Annotated in this window: 22 protein-coding genes and 1 riboswitch; of the genes, 15 read left to right on the top strand and 7 right to left on the bottom strand. The window is 72.6% G+C overall.

Translation table 11 applies throughout. The features are described 5' to 3' along the window. The first annotated feature begins 128 nt into the window (after positions 1-128). The gene (locus tag AB0F13_RS03755; protein ID WP_362074632.1) at positions 129-1,175 is read left to right on the top strand and encodes a GTP-binding protein; all 1,047 of its coding nucleotides are present in this window, start codon (positions 129-131) and stop codon (positions 1,173-1,175) included. A gap of 78 nt (positions 1,176-1,253) precedes the next feature. Here AB0F13_RS03755 and AB0F13_RS03760 read toward each other — a convergent pair whose 3' ends face one another. After that, positions 1,254-3,713, bottom strand: coding sequence for a DNA topoisomerase IV subunit A (locus AB0F13_RS03760; RefSeq protein ID WP_362074635.1), 2,460 nt, complete (start codon positions 3,711-3,713; stop codon positions 1,254-1,256). Positions 3,714-3,935: 222 nt separating this feature from the next. Between AB0F13_RS03760 and AB0F13_RS03765 the strand changes: the two genes are divergently transcribed. The 4 genes from AB0F13_RS03765 (at position 3,936) to AB0F13_RS03780 (ending at position 8,814) form a co-directional block, all read left to right on the top strand. Next, positions 3,936-5,294, top strand: a complete 1,359-nt coding sequence (locus AB0F13_RS03765) for a pitrilysin family protein (RefSeq protein WP_362075997.1) — start codon at positions 3,936-3,938, stop codon at positions 5,292-5,294. 35 nt (positions 5,295-5,329) lie between these two features. Continuing rightward, entirely contained in the window at positions 5,330-6,706 is a 1,377-nt protein-coding gene (locus AB0F13_RS03770) for a pitrilysin family protein (RefSeq protein WP_362076000.1), read from the top strand. A gap of 233 nt (positions 6,707-6,939) precedes the next feature. Next, positions 6,940-7,094: riboswitch (cyclic di-AMP (ydaO/yuaA leader) on the top strand. An 11-nt stretch (positions 7,095-7,105) separates the two neighbouring features. Next, positions 7,106-7,891 carry a peptidoglycan DD-metalloendopeptidase family protein gene (locus AB0F13_RS03775; RefSeq protein WP_362074638.1) on the top strand — a complete coding sequence of 262 codons (786 nt, stop codon included), beginning with the start codon at positions 7,106-7,108 and terminating at the stop codon, positions 7,889-7,891. Between the two features lie 203 nt (positions 7,892-8,094). Further along, positions 8,095-8,814 carry a GntR family transcriptional regulator gene (locus AB0F13_RS03780; protein ID WP_362074641.1) on the top strand — a complete coding sequence of 240 codons (720 nt, stop codon included), beginning with the start codon at positions 8,095-8,097 and terminating at the stop codon, positions 8,812-8,814. A gap of 145 nt (positions 8,815-8,959) precedes the next feature. Here the strand turns inward: AB0F13_RS03780 and AB0F13_RS03785 are convergent, their stop codons facing one another. Beyond that, positions 8,960-9,241, bottom strand: a complete 282-nt coding sequence (locus AB0F13_RS03785) for an HPr family phosphocarrier protein (RefSeq protein WP_362074644.1) — start codon at positions 9,239-9,241, stop codon at positions 8,960-8,962. A gap of 151 nt (positions 9,242-9,392) precedes the next feature. On the opposite strand from AB0F13_RS03785, the gene AB0F13_RS03790 reads away from it, so the two are divergent. Genes AB0F13_RS03790 through AB0F13_RS03805 form a run of 4 tightly spaced genes read left to right on the top strand, consistent with a single transcriptional unit; the run spans position 9,393 to position 14,770 of the window. After that, entirely contained in the window at positions 9,393-12,191 is a 2,799-nt protein-coding gene (locus AB0F13_RS03790) for a GNAT family N-acetyltransferase (RefSeq protein WP_362074647.1), read from the top strand. 57 nt (positions 12,192-12,248) lie between these two features. Further along, the gene (locus tag AB0F13_RS03795) at positions 12,249-12,845 is read left to right on the top strand and encodes a DUF5998 family protein (protein WP_362074650.1); all 597 of its coding nucleotides are present in this window, start codon (positions 12,249-12,251) and stop codon (positions 12,843-12,845) included. Beyond that, on the top strand, positions 12,845-14,065 hold the full coding sequence (locus AB0F13_RS03800) for a nucleotide pyrophosphatase/phosphodiesterase family protein (RefSeq protein ID WP_362074653.1): 1,221 nt from the start codon (positions 12,845-12,847) through the stop codon (positions 14,063-14,065). Before AB0F13_RS03795 ends, AB0F13_RS03800 begins: the two co-directional genes overlap by 1 nt. A 45-nt stretch (positions 14,066-14,110) precedes the next feature. Continuing rightward, positions 14,111-14,770: a thymidine kinase gene (locus AB0F13_RS03805; RefSeq protein ID WP_362074656.1), complete on the top strand. Its 660-nt coding sequence runs from the start codon at positions 14,111-14,113 to the stop codon at positions 14,768-14,770. Here the strand turns inward: AB0F13_RS03805 and AB0F13_RS03810 are convergent. Next, a complete protein-coding gene (locus AB0F13_RS03810; protein ID WP_362074659.1) occupies positions 14,767-15,573 on the bottom strand; it encodes a VOC family protein in 807 nt (268 codons plus the stop codon). The genes AB0F13_RS03805 and AB0F13_RS03810 overlap by 4 nt on opposite strands. A 269-nt stretch (positions 15,574-15,842) precedes the next feature. On the opposite strand from AB0F13_RS03810, the gene AB0F13_RS03815 reads away from it, so the two are divergent. Further along, the gene (locus tag AB0F13_RS03815; protein WP_362074662.1) at positions 15,843-16,679 is read left to right on the top strand and encodes a sulfurtransferase; all 837 of its coding nucleotides are present in this window, start codon (positions 15,843-15,845) and stop codon (positions 16,677-16,679) included. A 54-nt stretch (positions 16,680-16,733) separates the two neighbouring features. Here AB0F13_RS03815 and sepH read toward each other — a convergent pair whose 3' ends face one another. Further along, positions 16,734-17,798 (bottom strand): septation protein SepH, encoded by a 1,065-nt coding sequence (sepH, locus tag AB0F13_RS03820; RefSeq protein ID WP_362074665.1) that lies wholly within the window; start codon positions 17,796-17,798, stop codon positions 16,734-16,736. Positions 17,799-18,385: 587 nt separating this feature from the next. Here sepH and AB0F13_RS03825 point away from each other — a divergent pair. Then, complete coding sequence (locus tag AB0F13_RS03825; protein ID WP_362074668.1) at positions 18,386-19,183, top strand: hypothetical protein; 798 nt, start codon at positions 18,386-18,388, stop codon at positions 19,181-19,183. Between the two features lie 18 nt (positions 19,184-19,201). Here the strand turns inward: AB0F13_RS03825 and AB0F13_RS03830 are convergent, their stop codons facing one another. Together AB0F13_RS03830 and AB0F13_RS03835 are read right to left on the bottom strand one after the other, a co-directional pair. Further along, on the bottom strand, positions 19,202-20,524 hold the full coding sequence (locus AB0F13_RS03830; protein ID WP_362074671.1) for a D-arabinono-1,4-lactone oxidase: 1,323 nt from the start codon (positions 20,522-20,524) through the stop codon (positions 19,202-19,204). Then, positions 20,481-21,728, bottom strand: coding sequence for an MFS transporter (locus AB0F13_RS03835; RefSeq protein ID WP_362074674.1), 1,248 nt, complete (start codon positions 21,726-21,728; stop codon positions 20,481-20,483). The genes AB0F13_RS03830 and AB0F13_RS03835 overlap by 44 nt, the downstream gene beginning before the upstream one ends. A gap of 139 nt (positions 21,729-21,867) precedes the next feature. On the opposite strand from AB0F13_RS03835, the gene AB0F13_RS03840 reads away from it, so the two are divergent. Together AB0F13_RS03840 and AB0F13_RS03845 are read left to right on the top strand one after the other, a co-directional pair. Then, positions 21,868-22,995: a ferrochelatase gene (locus tag AB0F13_RS03840; protein WP_362074677.1), complete on the top strand. Its 1,128-nt coding sequence runs from the start codon at positions 21,868-21,870 to the stop codon at positions 22,993-22,995. Between the two features lie 14 nt (positions 22,996-23,009). Continuing rightward, positions 23,010-23,810 (top strand): inositol monophosphatase family protein, encoded by an 801-nt coding sequence (locus AB0F13_RS03845; RefSeq protein WP_362074680.1) that lies wholly within the window; start codon positions 23,010-23,012, stop codon positions 23,808-23,810. Between the two features lie 96 nt (positions 23,811-23,906). On the opposite strand, the gene AB0F13_RS03850 is transcribed toward AB0F13_RS03845, so the two are convergent. Further along, the gene (locus tag AB0F13_RS03850) at positions 23,907-24,074 is read right to left on the bottom strand and encodes a hypothetical protein (RefSeq protein WP_177337439.1); all 168 of its coding nucleotides are present in this window, start codon (positions 24,072-24,074) and stop codon (positions 23,907-23,909) included. A 300-nt stretch (positions 24,075-24,374) separates the two neighbouring features. On the opposite strand from AB0F13_RS03850, the gene AB0F13_RS03855 reads away from it, so the two are divergent. Together AB0F13_RS03855 and AB0F13_RS03860 are read left to right on the top strand one after the other, a co-directional pair. Beyond that, a complete protein-coding gene (locus AB0F13_RS03855; RefSeq protein WP_362074683.1) occupies positions 24,375-25,028 on the top strand; it encodes a response regulator transcription factor in 654 nt (217 codons plus the stop codon). A 6-nt stretch (positions 25,029-25,034) separates the two neighbouring features. Next, the gene (locus tag AB0F13_RS03860) at positions 25,035-26,315 is read left to right on the top strand and encodes a HAMP domain-containing sensor histidine kinase (protein WP_362074686.1); all 1,281 of its coding nucleotides are present in this window, start codon (positions 25,035-25,037) and stop codon (positions 26,313-26,315) included. Positions 26,316-26,437 lie beyond the last annotated feature (122 nt).

Here is a 26,437-nt window from a genome sequence, read left to right on the forward strand (position 1 = left end):
CCGGGCGACGGGCGGCCCCAAGGGCGGCAGGCCCGCCGCCCCTATCCTGGGGCAGGTGAAATCCTGGGGCAGGTGAAATCCTGGGGCAGGCGAAGGACCCGCTCGACTCATGATGGAGGCGCTCACCCTTGGCCAAGCGACAGATCCCGGTCATCGTGCTCGCCGGCTTCCTGGGCTCCGGCAAGACGACCCTGCTCAATCACCTTCTCGGGCGCAGCGGGGGCAGCCGGATCGGGGCGATCGTCAACGACTTCGGCAGCATCGAGATCGACGCGATGAGCGTCGCCGGACAGGTCGACTCCATGGTGTCGCTGGGCAACGGCTGCCTGTGCTGCGCCGTGGACACCAGCGAGCTGGACGGCTTCCTGGACCGGCTGGCCCGGCCGGCGGCCCGGATCGACGTGATCGTCATCGAGGCCAGCGGACTGGCCGAGCCGCAGGAACTCATCCGGATGATCCTGGCCAGCGACAACAGGAACATCGTCTACGGCGGGCTGGTCGAGGTCATCGACGCGGCGGAGTTCTCCGGCACGCGCGAGCGGCACCCGGAGATCGACCGGCATGTGGCCATCGCCGATCTCGTGGTCCTCAACAAGACCGACCGCATCGGGGACGAGGCACGCGAGAGCCTCACGGCGACGCTCACCGGGCTCGCCCCCGGCACGCCCGTGGTGACGGCCTCGCACGGGCGCGTCGACCCGGACCTGCTGTTCGACCGCAAGCCCAGGCAGGAGCGGACCGAGGCGATCCGGCAGCTCTCCTTCGAGGACCTGTGCACGGGGGAGCGCGACGAGGACCTCGGCCACCATGGTCATCTGCACGCCGCCTACGAGAGCGTGGAATTCATATCCGACGACCCGATGCACCCGCGCCGGCTGATGGAATTCCTCGACAGCCGGCCGGAGGGGCTCTACCGCATCAAGGGCTTCGTCCACTTCGGGGTGGCCGGGCACCGGCACAAGTTCGCCGTGCACGCCGTCGGTGACTTCCTGCGCTTCTACCCGTCGGCGTGGGCGCGCTCCGAGAAGCGCGCCACCCAGCTCGTCATGATCGGTGCCGGAATCGACGCCCGGGCCTTGCGGGACGGGCTCGACGCGTGCCGGGACACCGCCGCGCCGTCCTCCGGGGAGGACGACCGCAGCATGTGGGGCGTCCTGCGGTACGCGCAGTCCTGAGCCGGCGGTACGCGCAGTCCTGAGCCGCCCGGTGGGCCGGCCCGGACCGCGCACCGGCCCCGGGTGCGGGTCCGGGGCCTACACCGGCCCCGCCACCGTGGCCACCGGCTTGGGCAGAGGCGTACCCGAACCGTCACGGCGCGGGTCGGTCTCCGGCAGGTCGACGGGGGTGCCGTTGGCGGCCGCGGCGCGGGCCGGGGTGGCCCCCGCCCAGCCCAGGACCAGGCAGTCCTCGCCCTTCAGGAAGCGCTGGCAGCGCACACCGCCCGTCGCCCTGCCCTTGCGCGGGTACTGGTCGAACGGCGTCAGCTTCGCCGTCGCCTCCGAAGCGGCGCCCGGCAGGCCGCCACGGGCCCCGGCCACCGTGAAGACGACCGCGTCCTCCGCCGGATCGACGGCCGTGAACGAGATGACCTTCGTGCCGGACGCCAGCTTGATGCCCGCCATGCCGCCCGCCGGGCGGCCCTGCGGGCGCACCTGGGAGGCCTGGTAGCGCAGCAGCTGGGCGTCGTCCGTGATGAAGACCAGATCCTCCTCGCCCGTCCGCAGCTCGACCGCGCCGACGATGCTGTCCCCGTCCTTGAGGGAGATGACCTCCAACTCGTCCTTGTTGGCCGGATAGTCGGGGACCACGCGCTTGACGATGCCCTGCTCCGTACCGATCGCCAGGCCGGGCGAGGACTCGTCCAGGGTGGTCAGGCAGGCCACCCGCTCGCCGTCCGCCAGGGACAGGAACTCCGCGACCGGCGCACCGCCCGCCAGGCTCGGGGCTGCCGCCGTCTCCGGCAGCTGCGGCAGATCGATCACCCGCAGCCGCAGCAGCCGCCCGGCCGAGGTCACCGCTCCCACCTCGCCCAGGGCCGTCGCCGGGACCGCGGAGACGATCACGTCGTGCTTGACGCGCTTGGTCTCGCCCGCCCCCGGCGGGAACGGCTCACCCGTGGCCGTACGGGCCAGCAGCCCGGTCGAGGACAGCAGCACCCGGCACGGGTCGTCCGCGACCTGCAGCGGCACCGCCGACGCCGGGGCGCCCGCCGACTCCAGCAGGACCGTGCGCCGGTCGGTGCCGAACTTCTTCGCCACATCGGCCAGTTCGGAGGAGACGAGCTTACGGAGCTCGGCGTCCGACTCCAGGATCCGGGTGAGCTCCTCGATCTCCCGGTTGAGCTTGTCCCGCTCCGACTCCAGCTCGATCCGGTCGAACTTCGTCAGGCGGCGCAGCGGGGTGTCGAGGATGTACTGCGTCTGCACCTCGGAGAGCGAGAACCGCTCGACGAGTGACCCCTTCGCCTCAGCGGCGTTCTCACTCGATCGAATGATTCGGATGACCTCGTCGATGTCGACGAGCGCCACCAGCAGACCCTCGACCAGGTGCAGCCGGTCGCGCCGCTTGCCGCGCCGGAACTCGCTGCGTCTGCGCACCACCTCGAAGCGGTGGTCGACGTAGACCTCCAGCAGTTCCTTGAGGCCCAGCGTCAGCGGCTGGCCGTCCACCAGCGCGACGTTGTTGATGCCGAAGGACTCCTCCATCGGCGTCAGCTTGTAGAGCTGCTCCAGGACGGCCTCGGGGTTGAAACCGTTCTTGATCTCGATGACCAGGCGCAGGCCGTGGGCGCGGTCGGTGAGGTCCTTGACGTCGGCGATGCCCTGCAGCTTCTTCGAACCGACCAGGTCCTTGATCTTGGAGATCACCTTCTCCGGACCCACCGCGAAGGGCAGCTCGGTGACCACCAGGCCCTTGCGGCGGGCCGTCACGTTCTCCACGGCGACGGTCGCCCGGATCTTGAAGGTGCCGCGGCCCGTCTCGTACGCGTCGCGCACCCCGCTCAGGCCGACGATCCGGCCGCCCGTGGGCAGGTCCGGGCCCGGGATGTACTTCATCAGCGTGTCGAGATCGGCGCCGGGGTGCCTGATCAGATGCCGGGCGGCGGCGATGACCTCGCCCAGGTTGTGCGGCGGCATGTTCGTCGCCATGCCGACCGCGATCCCGGACGTGCCGTTGACCAGCAGGTTCGGGTACGCGGCGGGGAGTGTGACCGGCTCCTGCTCGCTGCCGTCGTAGTTCGGCGTGAAGTCGACGGTGTCCTCGTCGATCGACTCGGTCATCAGCGACGTGGCCGCCGCCATCCGGGCCTCGGTGTACCGCATGGCCGCGGGCGGGTCGTCGTTGCCCAGCGAGCCGAAGTTGCCGTGGCCGTCGACCAGCGGCACCCGCATCGAGAAGGGCTGTGCCATTCTCACCAGCGCGTCGTAGATCGACGCGTCGCCGTGCGGGTGGAGCTTTCCCATCACCTCGCCGACGACGCGGGCGCACTTGACGTACGAGCGCTCGGGGCGCAGCCCCATCTCGTTCATCTGGAACAGGATGCGGCGGTGGACGGGCTTGAGGCCGTCCCGGGCATCGGGCAGGGCGCGGGAGTAGATGACGGAGTAGGCGTACTCAAGGAAGGAGCCCTGCATCTCGTCGACGACGTCGATGTCGAGGATGCGCTCCTCGAAGTCTTCCGGCGGCGGGGTCTTCGTGCTGCGGCGGGCCATCGCGGCTGCTGCTCCTTCGATCGGGTGCCGAGGCGGTTCTGACGCCGACCATTGTGGACCGCGCCACTGACAACCCTGACCGCGACCCGTCCCGGGCGTGTACAGCGGGCCGGGAACTTCGCCAGATGTCAGCGCGCTTGCATACAGTGACAGCACTGTTCATCACGCGAGTCGTCGCGAGGCACCGCGAGATCTCAAGAGATCGAAGGGACGTACATGCCCATGGGTCACACGGCCACGCAACAGGCCGGTTCCGGCGGCCTGACAGCGACCGAGCACCGCCTGGCCAATGGCCTCAGGGTCGTGCTCTCCGAGGACCATCTGACCCCGGTGGCGGCCGTCTGCCTCTGGTACGACGTCGGCTCGCGCCACGAGGTCAAGGGCCGCACCGGCCTCGCCCACCTCTTCGAGCACCTTATGTTCCAGGGCTCGGCGCAGGTCAAGGGCAATGGCCACTTCGAGCTGGTGCAGGGCGCCGGCGGTTCGCTCAACGGCACCACCAGCTTCGAGCGCACCAACTACTTCGAGACCATGCCCACCCACCAGGTGGAGCTGGCCCTGTGGCTGGAAGCCGACCGGATGGGCTCGCTGCTCACCGCGCTCGACGACGAGTCGATGGAGAACCAGCGCGACGTCGTCAAGAACGAGCGCCGCCAGCGGTACGACAATGTGCCCTACGGCACGGCCTTCGAAAAGCTGACGGCCATGGCCTACCCCGACGGCCACCCGTACCACCACACGCCCATCGGCTCGATGGCCGACCTGGACGCCGCGTCCCTGGAGGACGCGCGCGCCTTCTTCCGCACCTACTACGCGCCCGGCAACGCCGTCCTCGCGGTCGTCGGCGACATCGACCCCGAGCAGACGCTCGCCTGGATCGAGAGGTACTTCGGCTCCATCCCCTCGCACGACGGCAAGCAGACCCCGCGCGACGGCTCCCTCCCCGACACCATCGGCGAGGAGGTGCGCCAGGTCCTGCGCGAGGAGGTGCCCGCCCGCGCGCTGATGGCCGCCTACCGCCTGCCGCACGACGGCTCCCGCGAGGCCGACGCCGCCGACCTGGCCCTGACCATCCTCGGCGGCGGCGAGTCCTCCCGCCTGCACAACCGCCTGGTCCGCCACGACCGCTCGGCCGTCGCCGCCGGCTTCGGCCTGCTGCGCCTCGCCGGCGCCCCCTCGCTCGGCTGGCTGGACGTCAAGGCGTCCGGCGGCGTCGAGGTGCCCGCCATCGAGGCCGCCGTCGACGAGGAGCTGGCCCGCTTCGCCGTCGAGGGACCGACACCGCAGGAGATGGAGCGCGCCCAGGCCCAGCTGGAGCGCGAGTGGCTGGACCGGCTCGCCACCGTCAGCGGCCGCGCCGACGAACTGTGCCGCTTCGCCGTGCTGTTCGGTGACCCGCAGCTCGCGCTGACCGCCGTGCAGCGCGTCCTGGAGATCACCCCCGAGGAGGTGCAGGCCGTCGCCAAGGCCCGTCTGCACCCCGGCAACCGCGCCGTGCTGGTGTACGAGCCGACCTCCGCGCAGTCCGACGCCGGCGCCGACCGGCACGCCGACCAGAACGAAGAGGAGACGGACCGGTGAGCGACGCCGCATCCGCCAGCACCACCACCGCGACGATGGAATTCCACCCGCAGCCCAAGCCCGGGCAGGCCACCCCCTGGGCCTTCCCCGCCCCCGAGCGCGGGCAGCTGCCCAACGGCCTCACCGTGCTCCGCTGCCACCGCCCCGGCCAGCAGGTCATCGCCGTCGAGATCAGCCTGGACGCGCCCCTGGAGGCCGAGCCCGAGGGCCTGGACGGCGTGGCCACGATCATGGCGCGCGCCTTCTCCGAGGGCACCGACAAGCTCAGCGCCGAGGACTTCACCGCCGAGCTGGAGCGCTGCGGCGCCACCCTCGACGCGCACGCCGACCACCCCGCCGTGCGCGTCTCCCTGGAGGTCCCGGCGTCCCGGCTGGCCAAGGCCCTCGGCCTGCTCGCCGACGCGCTGCGCGTCCCCGCCTTCCCCGACAACGAGGTCGAGCGCCTCGTCGCCAACCGGCTGGACGAGATCCCGCACGAGCTCGCCAACCCCGCCCGCCGGGCGGCCATGGCGCTCTCCGCCGAGCTCTTCCCGGCCGGCTCCCGGCTCTCCCGCCCCCGCCAGGGCACCGAGGAGACCGTCAAGCGCATCGACGCCGCGGCCGTGCGTGCCTTCTACGAGGACCACGTCCGCCCCGCCACGGCGACCGCCGTCATCGTCGGCGACTTCACCGGCATCGACCTCGACGAGGCCCTGGCCGAGTCGCTGGGCACCTGGACCGGACCGGGCGCCGAGCCCCGGCCCGTACCGGCGGTCACCGCGGACGACACCGGCCGCGTCGTGATCGTGGACCGCCCCGGCGCGGTCCAGACGCAGCTGCTCATCGGCCGCGTCGGCCCCGACCGGCACGACCGGCTCTGGCCCGCCCAGGTGCTCGGCACGTACTGCCTCGGCGGCACCCTCACCTCCCGCCTGGACCGCGTCCTGCGCGAGGAGAAGGGCTACACCTACGGCGTCCGGGCCTTCGGTCAGGTGCTGCGCTCGGTGCCCCCGTCCGAGGGCGCCACGGGCACGGGCCTGCTCGCCATCAGCGGCTCCGTGGACACCCCCAACACCGGCCCGGCGCTGGAGGACCTGTGGGCCGTGCTGCGCACGCTGGCCGCGGAGGGACTGACCGAGGCCGAGCGTGACGTCGCCGTGCAGAACCTGGTCGGCGTCGCACCGCTGAAGTACGAGACGGCGGCCGCCGTCGCGGCCACCCTCGCCGACCAGGTGGAGCAGTACCTCCCGGACGACTTCCAGGCGCGGCTGTACGAACGCCTCGCGGAGACCGGCACGGTGGAGGCCACCGCGGCCGCCGTCAGCGCGTTCCCCGTGGACCGCATGGTCACCGTCCTCGTCGGTGACGCCGCCGAGATCACCGAGCCGGTCAAGGCCCTCGGTATCGGCGCGGTGACCGTCATCCCCGCCTGACGGGTGCTCAACACCCGGCATCCCCTGTGCCGATGTGCCGGATATGAGTGGACAAGGGAGGCGCGTGAGCCCGCAGAGGCGCACGCGCCTCCCTTATGTCCAGTTTCATGCAGTGGTTGCACGTTGGTCGTGTGGCGTACGTCATAAAAGCCCCGTTCTGTTTGCCGTTCGAATCTGACGCCGTTTAGCGTCAGGGCGGCAGTCCGTCAGATCGGAGCCGCAACCGCGGTCCCGGACAGCCATCGCCGAGTTCCCGAGGCGCGAGCCGAGGGGAGCCGGGGACCCAAACGTCCCTGGGGTGAATCGGGTCCCTTTCACGAGGGAGCCGTAGGAGACCTTCCTGCTCCGAACCCGTCAGCTAACCCGGTAGGCGAGAAGGAAGGAAAGGATCGCCCAGCCATGGGTAAACACCGTCGTCCGAGCCGAGCCGTGCGTGTCAGCGCCAATGTGGCGGGCATAGCCACCCTCGCCGCCGCGGGTGTGGTCGCCGGTGTCGCCGCCCCGGCGTTCGCCGCCACCGACGACAACCACCGCCTTGAGGACACCGGCCTGACCCAGGCCATCGTCATCGGCGACGTCATGGCCGACAACGTCGACGCCCAGGCCGAGACCCAGCGCAGCGCCGCCGACGAGGCCGCCATCCGGCTCCAGGCCGAGGCCACGGCCAAGCAGCGGGCCGCCGACGCCAAGCAGCGCGCCGAAGAGGCCAAGCGCAAGCTCGAGGAGGAGCGCGCCGCCAAGGAGCGCGCCGCCCGCGACGAGGAGCGCAAGCGCCTGGGCACCTTCGTGAGCCCGATCGACGGCTCCTACGTCTCCACCTCCTACAAGGCCTCCAGCGGCCTGTGGTCCTCCGGCAGCCACACCGGCATCGACATGCACGCCGAGACGGGCACCTCGGTGCGCGCGGTCGGCTCCGGCACCATCGTCGAGGCCGGCTGGGGCGGCGCGTACGGCAACAACGTCGTCATCAAGATGTCGGACGGCACCTACACGCAGTACGGCCACCTCTCCTCGATCGACGTCTCCGTCGGCCAGACGGTCACCCCGGGCCAGCAGATCGGCCTCTCCGGCGCCACCGGCAACGTCACCGGCCCGCACCTGCACTTCGAGGCCCGTACCGGCGCCACCTACGGCACCGACATCGACCCGGTCGCCTACATGGGCGCCCACGGCGTCAGCCTGTAGGACCGCGCAGGCGGCGCACCAAGCTTTCCGAAAGACCCCGGCCCCTGGCCGGGGTCTTCGCGTTTGGCCAAAAAATATCCATGAACCGGCTGACCCATCGGAAATCCCACCCGATTGCCATAGAGTCGCTGAACGGTCGTCAATCGTCCGTGATTCACGGGGGTCAGGTCATAAGTCGGAGGTACAGCCATGCGGGGCCGTACGTGAACGGCGATGGCGAGGCGGTGCACAGCGGCCGCCGCATTTCCGCGCACGCCGTGTGCACCGCGATCCGCGACGACATCGTCTCCGGTGCGTTCCCGCCCGGCAGCCGGCTCATCGAGGAACTCCTGGCCCGCCGTTACGGGGTCTCCCGGGTGCCGGTGCGCGAAGCGCTGCGCACCCTGGCCTCCGAGGGCTTCGTGACCACCCGGCGGCACGCCGGCGCCTGTGTCGCCGAGCCCACCGAGCGGGAGGCGGCCGACCTGCTCGACGTCCGTGCCCTGCTGGAGCCGCTGGGCGCCGCCAGGGCCGCGCAGCGGCGCACCGAGGCGCATCTGAAGGTGCTGCGCGGGCTGGTCAGGCTCGGTCAGGAGCGGGCGCGCACGGGCCGTACGGGCGAACTGCGCCCGCTGGGCGACTGGTTCGACGAGACGCTCGCCCAGGCCTCCGGCAGCCCCAGCCTCGCGGCGCTCCTCACCCAGCTGCGGCGCAAGATCGCCTGGGTGTACGCGGCGGAGCCGCCGGTGCGGCCGCTGGAGAGCTGGGAGGCGTGCGGGGCGCTCGTGGACGCCGTGGCCCGCGGTGACGCCGAGCGGGCGCGTGCCCTGGCCGTCGCCCGGGCCGGCCGTTCGCCCGGGGAATTCCGGCTGCGGCGGCCGGCAGGCCCGCGCCGGGCGCCGTCCCCGAAACAATCCGTAAACACGGCGGGCGCCCGTTCTTAACAATGAGCCGCTATTCGTGCGCGAATAGCGGCCCGGCAATTTCTGCTTTTCCGCGGCAGTGGGGCCGCGGCGGCTTCTTGCGGCTGCCACGGCCCCACTGAATCAAGCTGCCACGTACCCGCCGCATCACAGCGGGCCCGGTGGGTCAGACGGTCTCGGGGAGCTCCTCGAGGCCCTCGGCGACCAGCTTGGCCAGACGGTCGAGCGCGGCCTCGGCACCCTCGGCCTCGGTGGCCAGGACGATCTCCTCGCCACCCTGGGCGCCCAGGCCCAGCACGGCGAGCATGGACGCGGCGTTGACCGGGTTGCCGTCGGCCTTGGCGATCGTCATGGGGACGCCGGCGGCCGTCGCCGCACGGACGAAGATCGACGCGGGCCGGGCGTGCAGGCCCTCGGCCCAGCCGACGTTTACGCGGCGCTCAACCATGGTGTTGCCCTTCAAGTCGATATTGGTTGTCTAGACCATTGTCGCATGGGGCGCGCGGTGCCCATGCGCGCGCCCGCGCAGGGCCGTACGGCCCGCTCCCATGGGCCGGACGCCGCCACCGGCTGTCGGTGCCCGGCCTTACGCTGGCCCCATGCAGACGCCGCCCGAGCATGCGTACCCGGCCCACTGGGAAGCCGATGTCGTGCTGCGCGACGGGGGCACCGCGCAGATCCGGCCCATCACGCCCGACGACGCTCAGCGCCTGGTCAGCTTCTACGAACAGGTCTCGGACGAGTCCAAGTACTACCGCTTCTTCGCCCCTTACCCCCGCCTCTCCGACCGGGACGTGCACCGCTTCACCCACCACGACTACGTCGACCGGGTGGGCCTGGCCGCAACCGTCGGCGGCGAGTTCATCGCCACGGTCCGCTACGACCGCATCGACGGCCACGGCATGCCCGCCTCGGGCCCCGCCGACGAGGCCGAGGTCGCCTTCCTCGTGCAGGACGCCCACCAGGGCCGGGGCGTGGCCTCCGCACTGCTGGAACACATCGCGGCCGTCGCGCGCGAACGCTCCATCGGGCGCTTCGCCGCCGAGGTGCTGCCCGCCAACACGAAGATGATCAAAGTCTTCACGGATGCCGGCTACACGCAGAAGCGCAGCTTCGAGGACGGCGTCGTGCGCCTGGAGCTCGACCTCGAACCGACCGACCGGTCCCTCGCCGTCCAGCGCGCCCGTGAGCAGCGCGCCGAGGCCCGCTCGGTGCAGCGGCTGCTCGCCCCCGGCTCCGTCGCCGTCGTCGGCACCGGCCGTGAGCCGGGCGGCCTGGGCCGCACCGTCCTGCGCAACGTCCTGGCCGGTGGCTTCACCGGGCGCACATACGCGGTCAACCACGCCTTCCCCGAAGACCTTTCGGTGCTGGAGCCCGAGGGGGTCCCCGCCCACCGTTCCGTCCTGGGGATCGAGGGCCCCGTGGACCTCGCCGTCATCGCCGTGCCCGCCGCCCACGTGCCCGCCGTCGTCGCCGACTGCGGCGAGCACGGCGTCCAGGGACTCGTCGTGCTGTCCGCCGGATACGCCGAGAGCGGGGCCGAGGGCCGCGAGCGGCAGCGCGAGCTGGTGCGGCAGGCCCGCTCGTACGGCATGCGCGTCATCGGGCCCAATGCCCTCGGCCTGATCAACACCGCCGGCGGCGTCCGGCTCAACGCCTCCCTGTCGCCCGAACTGCCGGCCGCCGGGCGCGTCGGGCTCTTCAGCCAGTCCGGCGCGATCGGCATCGCCCTGCTCGGCGGGCTGCACCGGCGCGCGGCCGGCCTGGTGGGCATCTCCACGTTCGTCTCCGCCGGGAACCGCGCCGACGTCTCCGGCAACGACTTCCTGCAGTACTGGCACGACGATCCGGACACCGACGTCGCCCTGATGTACCTGGAGTCGATCGGCAACCCGCGAAAGTTCGCGCGCCTGGCCAAGCGGACGGCCGCCCGCAAGCCGCTCGTCGTCGTCAAGGCCGCCCGCCACGGCTCCGCCGCGCCCGCCGGCCATGCCGTGCCCACCACCCGCATCCCCGACGCCACCGTCTCCGGACTGCTGCGGCAGGCCGGCGTCATCCGGGTCGACACGGTCACCGAGCTGGCCGACGCGGGCCTGCTCCTGGCCTCCCAGCCCCTGCCGGCCGGCCCCCGCGTCGCCATCCTCGGCAACTCCGAGTCCCTCGCCCTCCTCACCTACGACGCCTGCCTCACGGACGGCCTGCATCCGCTGATGCCGCGGGACCTGACCACCGCCGCCGCACCGGCCGACTTCCACGCCGCCCTGGCCGAGGCCCTCGCCGACCGGGCCTGCGACGCCGTCGTCGTCACCGCCATCCCCCGGGTCGGCGACGCCTCGGCCGCGGACCTCGCGAACGCCCTCCGCCGGGCGGTCGCCGAAGCCCCGGCACCCAAGCCGGTGGCCGTGGTCCACCTGGAGATCCCCGGCCTGGCCGAGGCGCTCGCCGCCCCGGCACCGGACACGGGCGGGACCACGGCACCCGCCGCACAGGAAGGCGCCGCCGACCACGGCCCCGCCCCCGCTGTCCGCATCCCCGCCTACCCCGCCGCCGAGCGGGCCGTCCGCGCGCTCGCCGAGGCAGTGCGGTATGCCCGGTGGCGGCGGCAGGCCGTGGCCCCCGGGCGGGTGCCCGAGTACGAGGACATCGACGAGGCGGGCGCCGCCGCCGACATCGGCGTCCTGCTCAAGGCCCACGGCGCCACCGCGCCCCGGGCCGTGACGCTCTCCGCCGCCGACACCCAGCGCCTCCTCGCCCGCTACGGGATCGCCGTGCTGCCCGCACTGCCCGCGCCCGACCCCGGCAGCGCCGTGCGCGCCGCGCACCGGCTGGGCTTCCCTGTCGCGCTCAAGCCCACCGCGCCCCACCTGCGACACCGCGCCGACCTCGGCGGGGTCCGGCTCGACCTCGGCGGCGAAGCGGAACTGCGCCGCGCCTACGCCGAGTTGACGGAGCTGCTCGGCAAGCCGGAGGAGATCCGGCTCGTCGTGCAGTCGATGGCCCCCCGCGGCGTCGACACGGTGGTGAGGGCCACCATCGACCCCGCCGCCGGAGCCGTGCTGTCCTTCGGGCTGGCGGGCGCGCCGTCCCTGCTGCTCGGCGACACCGCCCACCGCCTCGTACCGGCCACCGACCGGGACGCCGCCGAGCTCATCCGCTCGATCCGCACCGCGCCCCTGCTGTTCGGCTGGCGCGGCTCCGCGCCCGTCGACACCCCGGCCCTCGAGGAGCTGCTGCTGCGCGTCTCGCGACTCGTCGACGATCATCCCGAAGTCGTGGGCGCCGACCTGGAGCCGGTGATCGTCGCCCAGCACGGGGTGCACGTCCTCGGCGCCTCCATACGGCTCGCGCCGCCACCGGCCCGCACGGACCTCGGCCCGCGCAGCCTGCCACCGTACTGAGCGCCCTGCCCGGGGATGGGCGGCAGCCGTGCCCCGTACGCCCCGTAGGATGGGCGTATGGCGAAGACCGGTACGACGACCCAGGGGCTGCGCGCGGCTATCGAGCGCAGCGGCTACTACCCGGCTCTCGTGGCCGAGGCGGTGGAGGCCGCCGTGGGCGGGGAGGCGGTCGTGTCGTACCTGGTCCACCAGGAGACGACGTTCGACTCCAACGAGGTCCGCCGCCATGTCACGGTCCTCGTCCTGACCGGCACCCGATTCATCGTCAGCCACACCGACGAGCAGGCCGCCGACGGCACGTCCCCGTCCCCGTACGCGACGACGTCCACGGAGTCCGTGAAGCTCGACCGGATCTCCTCGGTCGTGCTCAGCCGGGTCGTCGCCAACCCCGAGGCCTACACCCCGGGCACGCTGCCGCGCGAGGTCGTCCTGACCATCGGCTGGGGCGCCGTCTCCCGCATCGACCTGGAGCCCGCCGCCTGCGGCGACCCCAACTGCGACGCCGACCACGGCTACACCGGCTCCTCCACCGCCGACGACCTGAGCCTGCGGGTCAGCGAGGCGGGCGACGGCCCCGACACCGTCCGGCAGACCCTCGCCTTCGCCCAGGCACTCTCCGAGGCCACGGCAGCCACGGCAGCGACCGCCCACTGATGTCCGGATACCCCGCCGGCCACACGGCCGCAGGCTCCGCCTGGCACGATCCGGCCCCGCTCGACCCCCGCTCCGCCCCACTGCCCCGCTACGGCACCGGCTCGCTCGCCGACCTGCTGCCCACGATCGCGGCCGGCATGGGCGTGCCCGGCCTCGGCTCGGGCATGGAGCTGGCGCCCGCCGACCGCGTGTGCGTCTTCCTCATCGACGGCCTGGGCTGGGAGCTGCTGCGTGCCCACCCCGCCGAGGCGCCGTTCCTGCACTCGCTGCTGCCGAGCTCGATGAACGGCACCGGCACGCCCATGACCGCCGGCTTCCCCTCGACCACCGCGACGTCCCTCGCCTCGGTCGGCACGGGCCTGCCGCCCGGCGCCCACGGCCTGCCCGGCTACACCGTCGCCGACCCGGCCACCGGGCAGCTGATGAACCAGCTGCGCTGGCGCCCCTGGACCGATCCGCACGCCTGGCAGCCGTACCCGACGGTCTTCCAGCTCGCGGATGCCGCCGGGGTCGCCACCTGCCAGGTCTCGGCCCCCGACTTCCAGCACACCCCGCTGACGAAGATCGCGTTGAGTGGCGGCACCTTCCACGGCCGCCTCTCCGGCGAGGAGCGGATGGATCTCGCCGCCGACCGGCTCGGCGCCGCCGACCGCTCGCTCGTCTACACCTACTACAGCGAGGTCGACGGCAAGGGCCACCGCTTCGGCGTCGACTCCGAGGAGTGGCGCGGCCAGCTGATGTACGTGGACCTGCTCGCCCAGCGCCTGGCCGAGCAACTGCCCCCACGCTCCGCGCTCTACGTCACCGCCGACCACGGCATGATCGACATCCCGTTCGACCCGGAGTCGCGCATCGACTTCGACGAGGACTGGGAGCTGCGCGCCGGCGTGGCACTCCTCGGCGGCGAGGCCAGGGCCCGCCACGTCTACGCCGTGCCCGGCGCGGCGGGCGACGTGCTGGCCGTCTGGCGCGAGGTGCTCGGCGAGCAGATGTGGGTCGCCGGGCGCGACGAGGCGATCGAGGCGGGCTGGTTCGGCCCGCCCGGCGAGGGCGTCGACGACCGGGTGTACGGGCGGATCGGCGACGTCGTCGCGGCCGCCCGCGACGACATCGCGATCGTCGCCACCGAGACCGAGCCGAACGAATCGAAGATGGTCGGACTGCACGGCTCCATGACGCCCGTCGAGCAGCTCGTGCCGCTCCTCGAAGTCCGTTCCTGACTCCGTCCCCACCCCCACGACACAACGAAAGGCCCTGGCTTCCCCATGCCCGAGCTGGTGTTCTTCTCCGGAACCATGGACTGTGGAAAGAGCACCCTCGCTCTGCAGATCGAGCACAACCGCTCGGCCCGCGGACTGCAAGGCATGATCTTCACCCGCAACGACCGCGCGGGCGCGGGCAAGCTCTCCTCCCGGCTCGGCCTGGTCACCGACTCCGTCGAGGCGGGGGAGGAGTTCGACTTCTACGCGCACGTCGTCGCGCACCTCTCGGCGGGCGGGCGTGCCGACTACGTCATCGCCGACGAGGCGCAGTTCCTGGCCCCGGAACAGGTGGACCAGCTGGCCCGGATCGTCGACGACCTCGAACTCGACGTCTTCGCCTTCGGCATCACCACCGACTTCCGTACCAGGCTCTTCCCCGGCTCCCGCCGCCTGATGGAGCTCGCCGACCGCATAGAGGTGCTGCAGGTCGAAGCGCTGTGCTGGTGCGGGGCGCGGGCCACTCACAACGCCCGTACGATCGGCGGACAGATGGTCGTCGAGGGGGCTCAGGTCGTCGTCGGTGACGTCAACCAGCCCGAGACCGTGGTGGGTTACGAGGTGCTGTGCCGGCGCCACCACCGCCGCCGGCTGACGGCCGCCGCGGCCCGTGCCGCCGCGCTGTCGCCCGATGTGCTGCCGGTGGACCCCGACGGCTGCGACTAACGGGCCGTCCGCAGCAGGGTGAAGACCGCACCCTCCGGGTCCTCGACCGTCGCCACCCGTCCGGCCTGCGCCTCCTCGGGGCCGCCGACCACCCGTCCGCCCAGCTCACCGACGCGCCGCGCGGTGGCGTCCACGTCCGCCACCTCGAAGTACGTCATCCAGTGCGGATGCAGCAACGAGGGCCCGGCGCCACGGATCGAGGCGACCGGACGGCCCTCCACGTGCAGCGTGAACATGTCCGAGTCCACCGCTCCGGCCGCCTTCGTCTCGTACCCGAACAGGGCGCGGTAGAACTTCAGCACCGCGGACGCGTCATGGGTCACCAGTTCGTGCCAGACCGGCGTGCCGGGAACGCCCCGGACCCCCGTCGGCCGGGGGCACAGCAGCCGCTGCCCCTGCCAGACGCCGAAGGGTGCCCCCGCCGGGTCGGTGGCCAGCACCAGCCGCCCGGCCTCCTCGGCCGCCAGCGGGCCCACCCCGACCGTGCCGCCGGAGCAGCGGATCCACTCCGCGGAGACGTCCGCGTCGTCGCTCGCCAGATAGGTGGTCCAGGCGTTGGCGAGTTGACGGTTCGCCGGCAGCTCACCGATTCCGGCCACGTTGCGGCCGTCGAGCGTGGCGCGGACGTACGGGCCCAGCTCGCGCGGACCGGGGCTGTAGTACGACCAGCCGAACAGACTGCCGTAGAACTCCTTGATCGCCTCCAGGTCGTGCACCAGGAGGCTGGTCCAGCAAGGAGTGCCCGGTGTGTGATGCCGTGTCTCCTCCTCGCCGGTCTCGGAGGATCCCCATACCTCGGTCATCGTCAGTTGTCTCCTCGGACCCTCGTGGTGGCCGCGCGTCCCGCTCCGGTCGCGCGCGGGGTTGGTACAGGACGGTGCCCGACCAGATGTTTGCACCACCTGTCGTGAGACGCCCCCCGGCCGCGCCGGACTTCATGGGTTCCCGCAGGAGAATGCCCGCATTCGCGTCCGCTTCCCCGCCCGCGCCATTGCGGTCCAGTATCGATCAGCATCGCAGGGTCTGGCCAGGGGGCCATTCGGCGCAGCGCCGGCTGCGCCAGGATGGGGTCATGGACACCATCATCACCGCGAAGGAATGGGCGAGCGCGTCGGACGGCGGGCAGCCGCCGGCCCTCCTGGACATCCGGTACCGGCCGGGCGGCCCGCCCGGCCTGCCGCAGTACGAGGCCGGGCACATCCCCGGCGCGGTCTTTGTGGACCTGGAGACCGCACTGGCGGGGCCCGCGGGACCGAGGGGCCGTCACCCGCTGCCCGATCTCGCGGAGTTCGGCGCGGCGATGCGGCGCGCCGGAGTCCGCTCGGACCGCCCGGTCGTCGTGTACGACGACGGGCTGGGCTGGGCCGCCGCCCGTGCCTGGTGGATGCTGCGCTGGGCGGGGCACCCGGACGTACGGGTGCTCGACGGCGGGCTCGCCGCGTGGACGGCGTGGGGCGGGCGGCTGACGGCGGAGGTGGCGCCGGTGGCCGAGGGCGACTTCGAGCCGGAGCCGGGCGCGCTGCCGCTTCTCGACGCGGACGGCGCGGCGCAGCTGGCGCGCCGGGGACTGCTGCTGGACGCCAGGGCGGGGGAGCGCTACAGGGGAGAGGTCGAGCCGCTCGATGCCGTCGCCGGCCATGTCCCCGGCGCGGTCTCCGCGCCCACAACCGGCAATGTGACTGCCGACGGCTGCTTCCGTCCTGCCGGGGAGCTCGCGGAACGGTTCGCTGCGCTCGGCGCGTCGGGCGGTGCGGAGGTGGGGGTCTACTGCGGCTCGGGCGTCTCCGCCGCCCAGCAGGTGCTCGCGCTGGCGATCGCGGGCATTCCGGCGAGCCTGTACGTCGGTTCGTGGAGCGAATGGTCCTCCGACCCGGGCCGGCCGGTGGCCACGGGCCCGCAGCCGGGCTGAGGTGCCGCCCCCGGGGTGGGCTCGGCCGAGCCCACCCCGGGGGCGTGACCCCGGCTAGTCCTGTTTCTTGCGGCGGGTGCCGAAGACGATCTCGTCCCAGCTCGGGACCGCCGCGCGGCGGCCCGGCCGGACGCCGTCCGCTTCGGCCTGGCGGTCCGTGGTGCCGGTCAGGCGGTCGCGGTGACCGGCCACCGAACGGGGCATGAGCACATCGGCGTACGCGGATCCCGCACTGGCGGCGGGGGCCGGCGGCTCCACGGCGTCCGCATCCTCGGGCGGCGGCTCGGAGGCCGGCGCGGCGATCGGAGCCGTGGTGGCGCTCTCCGGCACGACCATGTCGCCCCGGAAGCTGGGCACCGCCTCCAGCAGGCTCGTCAGCGAGTCCCGCTCCTTGGCGGGCTCCTCCGCCGGCGCCTCGTCGGAGGACGCCTCCGGATCCGTGGGGGGAGCGGACGTCTGCCGGTCCCGGTCCAGGGAGCGGTCCAGCGGCCGGTCGCGCGGCAGCCGTGCGATCCGTGGCACGAACGGGAAGCTCGGCTCGGGCGTTTCGTCGGTCTCGCCGATGAGCGCCCGGGCCTCGTCGTCCAGCGCCTGAACGATCCGGCGCGGCGGATCGTAGGTCCAGCTGGCCGCGTGCGGCTCACCGGCCGCGCGGTAGACGAGCAGGACTTCCCAGGTGCCGTCGTCGCGGCGCCACGAGTCCCACTGTGCGGTTTCCTTGTCCGCGCCGCGCAGCAGCAGCCGCTCCGCCACGGTCTCGCCGAGCGGCGGGCCGGTGTTCTCACCGGGCCGGCGCACGGGTGTCTTGCGGGCCCGCTCCGCCATGAACGCGCGCTCGGCGAGGACGGGGCCCTCGAAGCGCCGGACCCGCTCCACGGGGATGCCCGCGAGCTGCGCGACTTCCTCCGCCGACGCTCCGGCCCGGATACGGGCCTGGATGTCGCGGGGGCGGAGGTGGCTCTCCACTTCGATCTCGATCTGGCCGAGACGCGCACGGTCGTTGCGCACGGCGGCACGCAGCCGCTCGTCGATGGGAAGCGTGTACTCCGTGCTGTCCGCAGCCTTGAGCACCAGCCGTGTGCCGTCGTTGGAGACTGCCACGACACGCAGTTCGGGCATGGGGACCTCCCGGGTGGTGCCTGCCGACGTCACCTGCGTCGCTGCTTCCGCTAGTCGAGTGTGGCCTGCCCGGGTAGCAGCCTGCCACAACATTGCCGAGTTGACGGGGCCAGAGCCGCCCGGGCCCCTCCCGTTGGGTCCGGTTCGTTCCGGGCAGCCGGACGGGATATTGGGGCCAGGGCTCGTCACAGTACTCCATTCGGGCCACTGGGGGTGGATCGGCGCGCCAGCGAAGTTCACCTGGGACAAGGGAGTTGAAATGCGCCCCTTGTGGCGGAGCGCCTACCCGTGGGTGGCGAGGTTCACACAATCGCCTGATCCGGAACTGTTCGTTAGGCTCGAATGTCTCTTCTGACTACAAGAGGGACCGAAGGGACCAACAGGGGCTGGAGATGGACGACAAAGCCGAAAGCGAGGCAAAACCCCAGGGGAAGCGTCTCGACTTGAGCGTCGCACAAGTGTCCGGCAGTGCACTGGCAGCGGTGATTGCCGCGCTGCTCGCAGGCAAACTCGGTGTATATGGCACGGTGATTGGTGCCGGTGTTGTCAGCGTGGTGGCCACCACGGGTGGCACAGTTTTTCACCACGTGTTCAAACGTACGGGTGAGCAGTTCCGCGACGCGACGCTCCCGCAGGAGCCCGGGCTTCGCCGGGTTCCCGTACGGGGCACGGTCGAAGCGGCCCGGGTGCCGCCGCGGGCCGAGGATCGCAGGCACCATCCGCACCAGGCGCCCGACCCGGGTGCAAACCCGGCGCAACCAGAGGCGCACGCCGGTGCGTACACCGGCGCACCTGATCACGCGCACTTCCACGGCCATTCCGAGGAGTACACGCAGGGCACGACCCACGGCACCAGGCTGCGCGGCTGGAAGCGCCCGCTCCTGGCGGCCGCCGCCGTCTTCGCGCTGGCGATGGGCACGGTGACCGCCGTGGAGCTGGTCTCCGGCTCCAGCGCGGACGGCAGCAAGGACGGCACGACGGTCAGCCGCCTGTTCCAGCCCGGGAGGCAGGAGCAGGAGCAGGACCGGGATCCCTCGCGCTCGCCGGGGCCCGGCCGTTCCCAGGGCGGCGACGAGGACACGGGCGGGACCCACGGCCCGGTGCCCTCTCCCGGTGCCTCGCAGGGCGGCGGTACCGACAAGCAGTCGCCGGGGCCGAAGCCCTCCCCGCCCGCCGGCGGCGGGTCCTCGCCGTCGCCGAACCCCGGCACCCCCGGCCCCAGCCCGTCGCCCGGCGGCGGCAAGGGCGGGGACGACGGCAAGGGCACCACCACCGGTGGCCAGGGCACCGGCGGTACCGTCGGCGGCCAGTCCGCCGCACCGCCGCCGGGCCAGAACGCGGCGGCGGGCACGGGTGCGGGCACCGTCGCCGGCACGGCCTCGTAGGCCCGGCCACCGGCGGCCTCACTCCCCGAGGACGCGCCGCAGATAGTCGTTGCCGAAGACGCGGTGCGGGTCCAGCCGGTCCCGCACCGCACGGAACCGCGCGAAACGCGGGTAGACGCGGGCCAGATACGCCGCGTCACGGCTGTGCAGCTTCCCCCAGTGGGGCCGGCCCCCGTGGGCCGTCATGATCTGCTCGGCCGCCGTGAAATACGCCCGGTGCGGTGTCCCCTTGTACATGTGTACGGCGATGTAGGCGGTCTCCCGCCCGGAAGCCGTGGAGAGCGGAATGTCGTCCGCCGGGGCCGTCCGTACCTCTACGGGGAAGGCGGTCCGCAGCCGTTTGCGCTCGATGACCTCCCGCAGTTCCCGCAGCGCCGCCATCGCGGCCTCGCGCGGCAGCGCGTACTCCATCTCCAGGAAGCGGACCCGCCGGGGGCTGGTGAAGACCTTGTACGGCACGTCGGTGTACGTACGGGCCGACAGCGCCCGGGCGGCGAGAGCGGCGATGCCGGGGACGGCGGCCGGCACGGCCCGGCCCAGCGCGCAGGCGGCCCCGAAAACGCCGTTGGACAGCAGCTCGTCTTCCACCCAGGCGCCGACGCGGCCGTTCGGCGCGGCGGGGCCCGCGCTGCGGTTGTTGCGCTTGGTGGTGCAGCTTTCGGTATGCGGAAACCAGTAGAACTCGAAGTGTTCGTTCTCGGCGACCAGCTGATCGAACTCCGCCGTCACCCGGCCGAGGGGCATCGGCTCCTCGCGGGCCCTGAGCAGGAACTCCGGCTCCACCGCGAAGGTGATCGCGGTGATCACGCCGAGCGCGCCCAGGCCCACCCGGGCCGCCGCGAAGACGTCCGCGTTCTTGCGCGCGGAGCAGGTCAGCACCGAGCCGTCGGCCGTCACCAGCTCCAGGCCGGTGATCTGGGCGGCGAGCGAGCCCGACGCGCGGCCGGTGCCGTGGGTGCCGGTGCTGACGGCCCCCGAGACGGTCTGCTCCATGATGTCGCCCATGTTCGTCAGCGACAGACCGTGGGCCGACAGCGCGGTGTTCAGGTGTTTGAGTGTCGTGCCCGCGGCGACGGTCACCGTCCCGGCCGCCCGGTCGATCGCGCGAACGCCGGTCAGCCGTTCGGGGCGTATCAGCAGGCCGTCCGTGGCGGCGGCGCCGGTGAAGGAGTGACCGGTGCCCACCGCCTTCACCTTCAGTCCGTCCGAGGCGGCCCGCACGACCGCGTCGGCCAGCTCCCGCGCCGTGGCCGGAGCCACCGTCCGCTGGGGACGGGCGGTGACATTGCCCGCCCAGTTACGCCAGGCACTGCTCGTCCTCGTCCTTGTCGTCGCGGTCATCAGCGCCAACCCCCACCCGCTCAGGCGCCGGCCGGAGCCGGCGGTACCCGAGGAACGCGCCGGCGGCCGCGAGCAGCCCCGCCGTGCCGGGCACCGCGTACCCCGCCCCGGCACCGGCGGCGTCCACCACCATGCCGGCGGCCGACGAGCCGAGCGCCACCCCGACCGCGAGCCCGGTGCTCGTCCAGGTCATGCCCTCGGTCAGCTTCGCGCGCGGTACGTGCTGCTCGACGAGGGCCATCGTGGTCACCATCGTCGGCGCGATGGCCAGGCCCGCGACAAAGAGCGCCACGGCCAGGAACGGCAGGTTCCCGACCAGTTGGAGGGGGATCATACTCACGGCCATCGCACATACGCCCAGAACCCAGCGGCGTGCGGCGTCGCCCCTGAGGTGCAGCAGGCCGAAGACCAGCCCCGCCAGGCCGGAGCCCAGTGCGTACACGGCGAGCACCAGGCTCGACGCCGCCTTGTGGCCCTGGTCCTCGGCGAACGCCACGGTGACGACCTCGACCGAGCCGAAGAGGGCGCCCGTGGCCACGAAGACGACCACCAGGACCTGCAGCCCGGCGGAGCGCAGGGGAGAACCGCCCCCGTGGTCACCGCGCGGATGCGGCCTGGGCTCGGTGGCCCGCTGCGCAGTCAGCCACAGGATGCCGGCGGCCAGGAAGCAGGCGGCCAGCAGCGGACCCGCCTCCGGGAACCACCGCGTGGACAGGCCGATCGACAGGATCGGGCCGACGATGAAGACCACCTCGTCGATGACGGACTCGGCGGCGTAGGCCGTGTGCAGCTCGCGGGGCGAGCCGCTGTAGATCGCCGCCCAGCGGGCCCGCACCATCGACCCCACGCTCGGCACGCAGCCCGCACCCGCCGCGAAGACGAACAGCGTCCACTCCGGCCACCGCTGGTGCGCACTCACCAGCAACCCGGCCACCGCCATCAGGGAGACGGCCGTCGCCGGGCGCAGTATCCGCCGCTGCCCATGCCGGTCGACCAGGCGTGAGACCTGCGGGCCGAGCAGGGCCGCGGAGAGCGCGAGGGTCGCCGCGACGGCACCCGCCAGCCCGTACCGGTGCGTGAGCTGCGAGATCATCGTGACGACACCGATGCCCAGCATGGACAGCGGCAGCCGGCCGAGGAGGCCCGCGGCGGCGAAGCCCTTGGTGCCGGGGGCGGCGAATATCGCACTGTACGGACTGGACAAGGACGGCTCCCATGAGCTCGGAGGGGGACGGGACGAGGGTGCCGTAAGGGACGTAGGTAGCCGATACAGCTTACGGCCGGACGTTCGCTCGACGCACTCGCATTTCCGGCTGTCAGTGCCGGGTGGCAGGATCGGAGCCATGTCGGATCAGCCAGCCCACGCCCCCTATGACGCCCTGCTGTTGCTCTCCTTCGGCGGGCCCGAAGGACCGGACGACGTCGTCCCGTTCCTGGAGAATGTGACCCGCGGCCGCGGCATTCCCCGCGAGCGGCTCAAGGAGGTCGGGCAGCACTACTTCCTCTTCGGCGGCGTCAGCCCCATCAACGACCAGAACCGCGAGCTCCTGCGCGCCCTGCGCGAGGACTTCGCCGCCCAGGGCATGGACCTCCCGGTCTACTGGGGCAACCGCAACTGGGCGCCGTATCTGACCGACACCCTGCGCGAGCTGGTCGCCGACGGCCGCCGCCGCGTGCTCACGCTGGCCACCAGCGCCTACGCCTCCTACTCCGGCTGCCGGCAGTACCGGGAGAACCTCGCCGACGCGCTGGCCGCACTGGAGGCCGAGGGCCTGCCCCTGCCGCGCGTCGACAAGCTGCGGCACTACTTCAACCACCCCGGCTTCATCCGGCCGATGGCCGAGTCGACCCTGGCCGCGCTGGCGCGGCTGCCCGCGGACGCACGGGCCGGGGCGCACCTGGCCTTCACCACGCACTCCATCCCGACGGCCGCCGCGGACACCTCCGGCCCGGCCGAGGGCCACGGCGACGGCGGGGCGTACGTCGCCGAGCACCTGGACGTGGCCCGGCTCGTCGCGGAGGCGGTGCGCGAGGAGACCGGCGTGGACCGGCCGTGGCGCCTGGTCTACCAGTCGCGCAGCGGCGCCCCGCACATCCCCTGGCTCGAGCCCGACATCTGCGACCACCTGGAGAGCCTGCACGGCCAGGGCGCGCCGGGCGTGGTCATGGTGCCGGTCGGCTTCGTCTCCGACCACATGGAGGTCAAGTACGACCTCGATACCGAAGCCACGGCCAAGGCCGCGGAGCTCGGTCTGCCGGTGGCCCGCGCCGCCACGGTCGGCGCCGACCCGCGCTTCGCCGCCGCCGTGCGCGAGATGGTCCTGGAGCGTGCCGCGAGCGAACGGGGCGAGCTGCCCGAGCGCTGCGCGCTGGGCGCCCTCGGGCCCGCCCACGACCTCTGCCCCGTGGGCTGCTGCCCGGCCCGCGCGCCGCGCCCGGCCGCCGCGGGCGCCGACAGTCCGTACGCGTAAGGAGCACCTGCACCGTGAGCGACACCCTGATGGCCGAACTCCTGGCCGTGGCCCTGGAGGCCGCGGACCGGGCCGGCACCATGCTGAGGGACGGCCGCCCGGCCGGCCTGGGCGTGGCCGCCACCAAGACCAGCCCCATCGACATCGTGACCGAGATGGACATCGCCGCCGAGAAGCTGATCACGGGCTTCCTCACGGAGCGGCGCCCGCACGACGGCCTGCTGGGGGAGGAAGGCGCCAGCAGCGAGGGCACCAGCGGCGTGCGGTGGGTGATCGACCCGGTCGACGGGACGGTCAACTATCTGTACGGGCTGCCGGCCTGGGCCGTGTCCATCGCCGCCGAGATCGACGGCGAGGCGGTCGTCGGGGTCGTGGCGGCGCCGGTGCGCGGCGAGACCTACCGGGCAGTGCGCGGGCAGGGCGCGTTCATGGGCGACCGGCCGTTGCGGTGCCGGCCCGCGCCGGCCTTCGAGCAGGCCCTGCTCGGCACCGGCTTCGGCTACCTGACCGCCCGCCGGGCCGCGCAGGCGGAGGTGGTGCGCTCGCTGCTGCCGGAGGTGCGCGACATCCGGCGCAGCGGGTCGGCCGCCATCGACCTGTGCGACGTGGCCTGCGGCCGGCTGGACGCGTACTACGAGCGGGGGCTCAACCCGTGGGACTTCGCGGCCGGGGCGCTGATCGCGCGCGAGGCGGGGGCGATGACGGGTGGACGCCCGGGCTCCGAGGCCTCGGGCGAGCTCACCGTGGCGGCGCCGCCGGGGCTCTTCGAACCGCTCCAGGGCCGCCTGGAGGCGCTGGGCGCCTGGCACGACTGAGCCGGGTACGGGGGGCGACGTCGAACGCCGTAGGGGCTGAGGATCCAGCCCGTACGGCGTCCGAGGACCGCGGCCGGGGCGGGGCCCCGGGTGGGATCAGGCGGCGCTGATCGGTACGCCGTGCTCGGCGGCCAGGCGGTGGAGGTCCTCCAGCTCCGCCTGTTCGACGTCGGCGAGGTAGTCGTCGCCCGTCCGGCGGGCGTGGTCCAGGTCGGACCGGGTGCTCTCTATGCGCTGCAGAATGCCGGCAGTGAACGCGTCCATGGTGCTGCGCCCCCTCGTCGTGGATAGGCGGCACGGGGGTGTGCCACGGCGAAAACGATCACGTGCGTGGGTATCCGCGTACGCGTATACGTACGGAGAAGCGTGATCGCGGGTGTGCAGACGTCTTCCCCACCCGCGCCGCGTGGGAAACCTGCGATCGCCGAGCAATCCGGAATCCCTTCCCCTCCTGGCCGCAGGCCACCCCTTACGGCCGGTTTATCGACATCCGAGGCAGGATGGAGTGACCCACCGGGGTTCAACCAAGCCGCCCATCAGGGCTCAACAGGAAGGAACAGCGCCGTGCGCGTACTCGTCGTCGAGGACGAGCAGCTGCTCGCAGACGCCGTAGCCACCGGACTGCGCCGGGAGGCCATGGCCGTCGACGTCGTGTACGACGGGGCCGCCGCCCTGGAGCGTATCGCCGTCAACGACTACGACGTCATCGTGCTCGACCGTGACCTGCCGGTCGTCCACGGCGACGACGTCTGCCGCAAGGTCGTCGAGCTCGGCATTCCCACGCGCGTGCTGATGCTGACCGCCTCCGGCGACGTCAGCGACCGCGTGGAGGGCCTGGAGCTCGGGGCCGACGACTACCTCCCCAAGCCGTTCGCGTTCACCGAGCTGACCGCCCGCGTGAGGGCCCTGGGCCGGCGTACGACCGTCGCCCTGCCGCCCGTCCTGGAGCGGGCCGGCATCAAGCTGGACCCCAACCGCCGGGAGGTCTTCCGCGAGGGCAAGGAGGTCCAGCTGGCGCCCAAGGAGTTCGCCGTGCTGGAGGTGCTGATGCGCAGCGAGGGCGCGGTGGTCTCCGCCGAGCAGCTGCTGGAGAAGGCCTGGGACGAGAACACCGACCCGTTCACCAACGTCGTGCGGGTCACCGTGATGACGCTGCGCCGCAAGCTCGGGGAGCCCCCTGTGATCGTCACCGTTCCCGGCTCCGGATACCGGATCTGACCCGCGATGCCACCCACCCCCGCCACCCCGGCACCCCCCACGCCCCCGCAGGCCGGGCCCTCGGCCACCCCGCCGAAGCCCACCTGGGACCCCCGCCAGCCGGTGGTGCGCCCGTTCCCCTGGCTGCGCCCGACCATCCGCATACGGCTCACCCTGCTCTACGGCGGGATGTTCCTGATGGCCGGCGTCCTGCTGTTGACGATCATCTATCTGCTGGCCGCCAACGCGCTGAGCGTCGGCAGCGAGCCCCTGATCAAGCTCGTCAACGGCAGCCAGGTCCAGGTCACCGGCAACACCTGCCCCGACCTCAAGAGCCCGGGCCTGACCGCCGACCAGGCGAACGACATCCTCCGGCAGTGCATGCTCGACCAGCGTGCCCAGGCCCTGGGCACGCTGCTGCGCCGGTCGCTGCTGGCGCTGCTCGGGCTCGCCGTGATCGCCTTCGCCTTCGGCTACGCCATGGCCGGCCGGGTCCTCTCGCCGCTGGGCAAGATCACCCGTACCGCCCGCCGCGTCGCCGGCACGGACCTGACCCGGCGCATCGAACTGGGCGGGCCGGACGACGAGTTGAAAGAGCTTTCGGACACCTTCGACGAGATGCTCGACCGGCTGGAGCGGGCGTTCACCGCACAGCAGCGCTTCGTGGCCAATGCCTCGCACGAGCTGCGCACCCCGCTGGCGATCAACCGGACCTTGCTGGAGGTCCACCTCTCCGACCCCGCGGTCTCCCCGGAGCTCCAGCAGCTGGGCAAGACGCTGCTGGCCACCAACGAGCGCAGTGAGCAGCTCGTGGAGGGCCTGCTGCTGCTCGCCCGGAGCGACAACGAGATCGTGGACCGCAAGCCCGTGGACCTCGCCGAGGTGGCCTCCCAGGCCCTCGACCAGGCCCGTTCCGAGGCCCAGGCCAAGGGCGTGGAGCTGCGGGGCACCCGGCAGCCCGCGGTCGTGCAGGGCAACGGCGTGCTGCTGGAGCGGATCGCGCTGAATCTGGTGCAGAACGCCGTGCGCTACAACACCCCGGACGGCTGGGTGGAGGTCACCACCGAGGGGCAGCCGGGGCAGGCGGTGCTGGTGGTGGAGAACACCGGCCCGGTCGTCCCCGCGTACGAGCTGGACAACATCTTCGAGCCCTTCCGCCGGCTGCGTACGGAGCGTACGGGCAGCGACAAGGGCGTCGGCCTGGGCCTGTCCATCGTTCGCTCGGTGGCCCGCGCGCACGGCGGGCGGATCACCGCCGAACCCCGCGAAGGTGGTGGCCTGGTGATGCGTGTGGTGCTTCCGACCTGACCGGGGCCGGAGAGTCTGCGACAATAGGTCGGCCACTGGTTCGCTTTGGGCGGAATTTTCCCATTCCGACCGATGCTGTGGCTGTGTGTGTTCAGTCACATGCGCAGACTTCCGGCCATCTA

This window comes from Streptomyces sp. NPDC026206 (assembly GCF_040638465.1).
Lineage (GTDB): Bacteria > Actinomycetota > Actinomycetes > Streptomycetales > Streptomycetaceae > Streptomyces.

What these genes read in the sequence shown, in the direction of transcription:
- AB0F13_RS03790 (WP_362074647.1), top strand. Translation starts at nt 9,393, where the DNA reads ATGCAGACGCCGCCCGAGCATGCGTACCCGGCCCACTGGGAAGCCGAT.
- AB0F13_RS03795 (WP_362074650.1), top strand. Translation starts at nt 12,249, where the DNA reads ATGGCGAAGACCGGTACGACGACCCAGGGGCTGCGCGCGGCTATCGAG.
- AB0F13_RS03850 (WP_177337439.1), bottom strand. Translation starts at nt 24,074, where the DNA reads ATGGACGCGTTCACTGCCGGCATTCTGCAGCGCATAGAGAGCACCCGG.
- sepH (WP_362074665.1), bottom strand. Translation starts at nt 17,798, where the DNA reads ATGCCCGAACTGCGTGTCGTGGCAGTCTCCAACGACGGCACACGGCTG.
- AB0F13_RS03840 (WP_362074677.1), top strand. Translation starts at nt 21,868, where the DNA reads ATGTCGGATCAGCCAGCCCACGCCCCCTATGACGCCCTGCTGTTGCTC.
- AB0F13_RS03800 (WP_362074653.1), top strand. Translation starts at nt 12,845, where the DNA reads ATGTCCGGATACCCCGCCGGCCACACGGCCGCAGGCTCCGCCTGGCAC.
- AB0F13_RS03815 (WP_362074662.1), top strand. Translation starts at nt 15,843, where the DNA reads ATGGACACCATCATCACCGCGAAGGAATGGGCGAGCGCGTCGGACGGC.
- AB0F13_RS03830 (WP_362074671.1), bottom strand. Translation starts at nt 20,524, where the DNA reads ATGACCGCGACGACAAGGACGAGGACGAGCAGTGCCTGGCGTAACTGG.
- AB0F13_RS03810 (WP_362074659.1), bottom strand. Translation starts at nt 15,573, where the DNA reads ATGACCGAGGTATGGGGATCCTCCGAGACCGGCGAGGAGGAGACACGG.
- AB0F13_RS03805 (WP_362074656.1), top strand. Translation starts at nt 14,111, where the DNA reads ATGCCCGAGCTGGTGTTCTTCTCCGGAACCATGGACTGTGGAAAGAGC.
- AB0F13_RS03760 (WP_362074635.1), bottom strand. Translation starts at nt 3,713, where the DNA reads ATGGCCCGCCGCAGCACGAAGACCCCGCCGCCGGAAGACTTCGAGGAG.
- AB0F13_RS03765 (WP_362075997.1), top strand. Translation starts at nt 3,936, where the DNA reads ATGGGTCACACGGCCACGCAACAGGCCGGTTCCGGCGGCCTGACAGCG.
- AB0F13_RS03785 (WP_362074644.1), bottom strand. Translation starts at nt 9,241, where the DNA reads ATGGTTGAGCGCCGCGTAAACGTCGGCTGGGCCGAGGGCCTGCACGCC.
- AB0F13_RS03860 (WP_362074686.1), top strand. Translation starts at nt 25,035, where the DNA reads ATGCCACCCACCCCCGCCACCCCGGCACCCCCCACGCCCCCGCAGGCC.
- AB0F13_RS03770 (WP_362076000.1), top strand. Translation starts at nt 5,330, where the DNA reads ATGGAATTCCACCCGCAGCCCAAGCCCGGGCAGGCCACCCCCTGGGCC.
- AB0F13_RS03775 (WP_362074638.1), top strand. Translation starts at nt 7,106, where the DNA reads ATGGGTAAACACCGTCGTCCGAGCCGAGCCGTGCGTGTCAGCGCCAAT.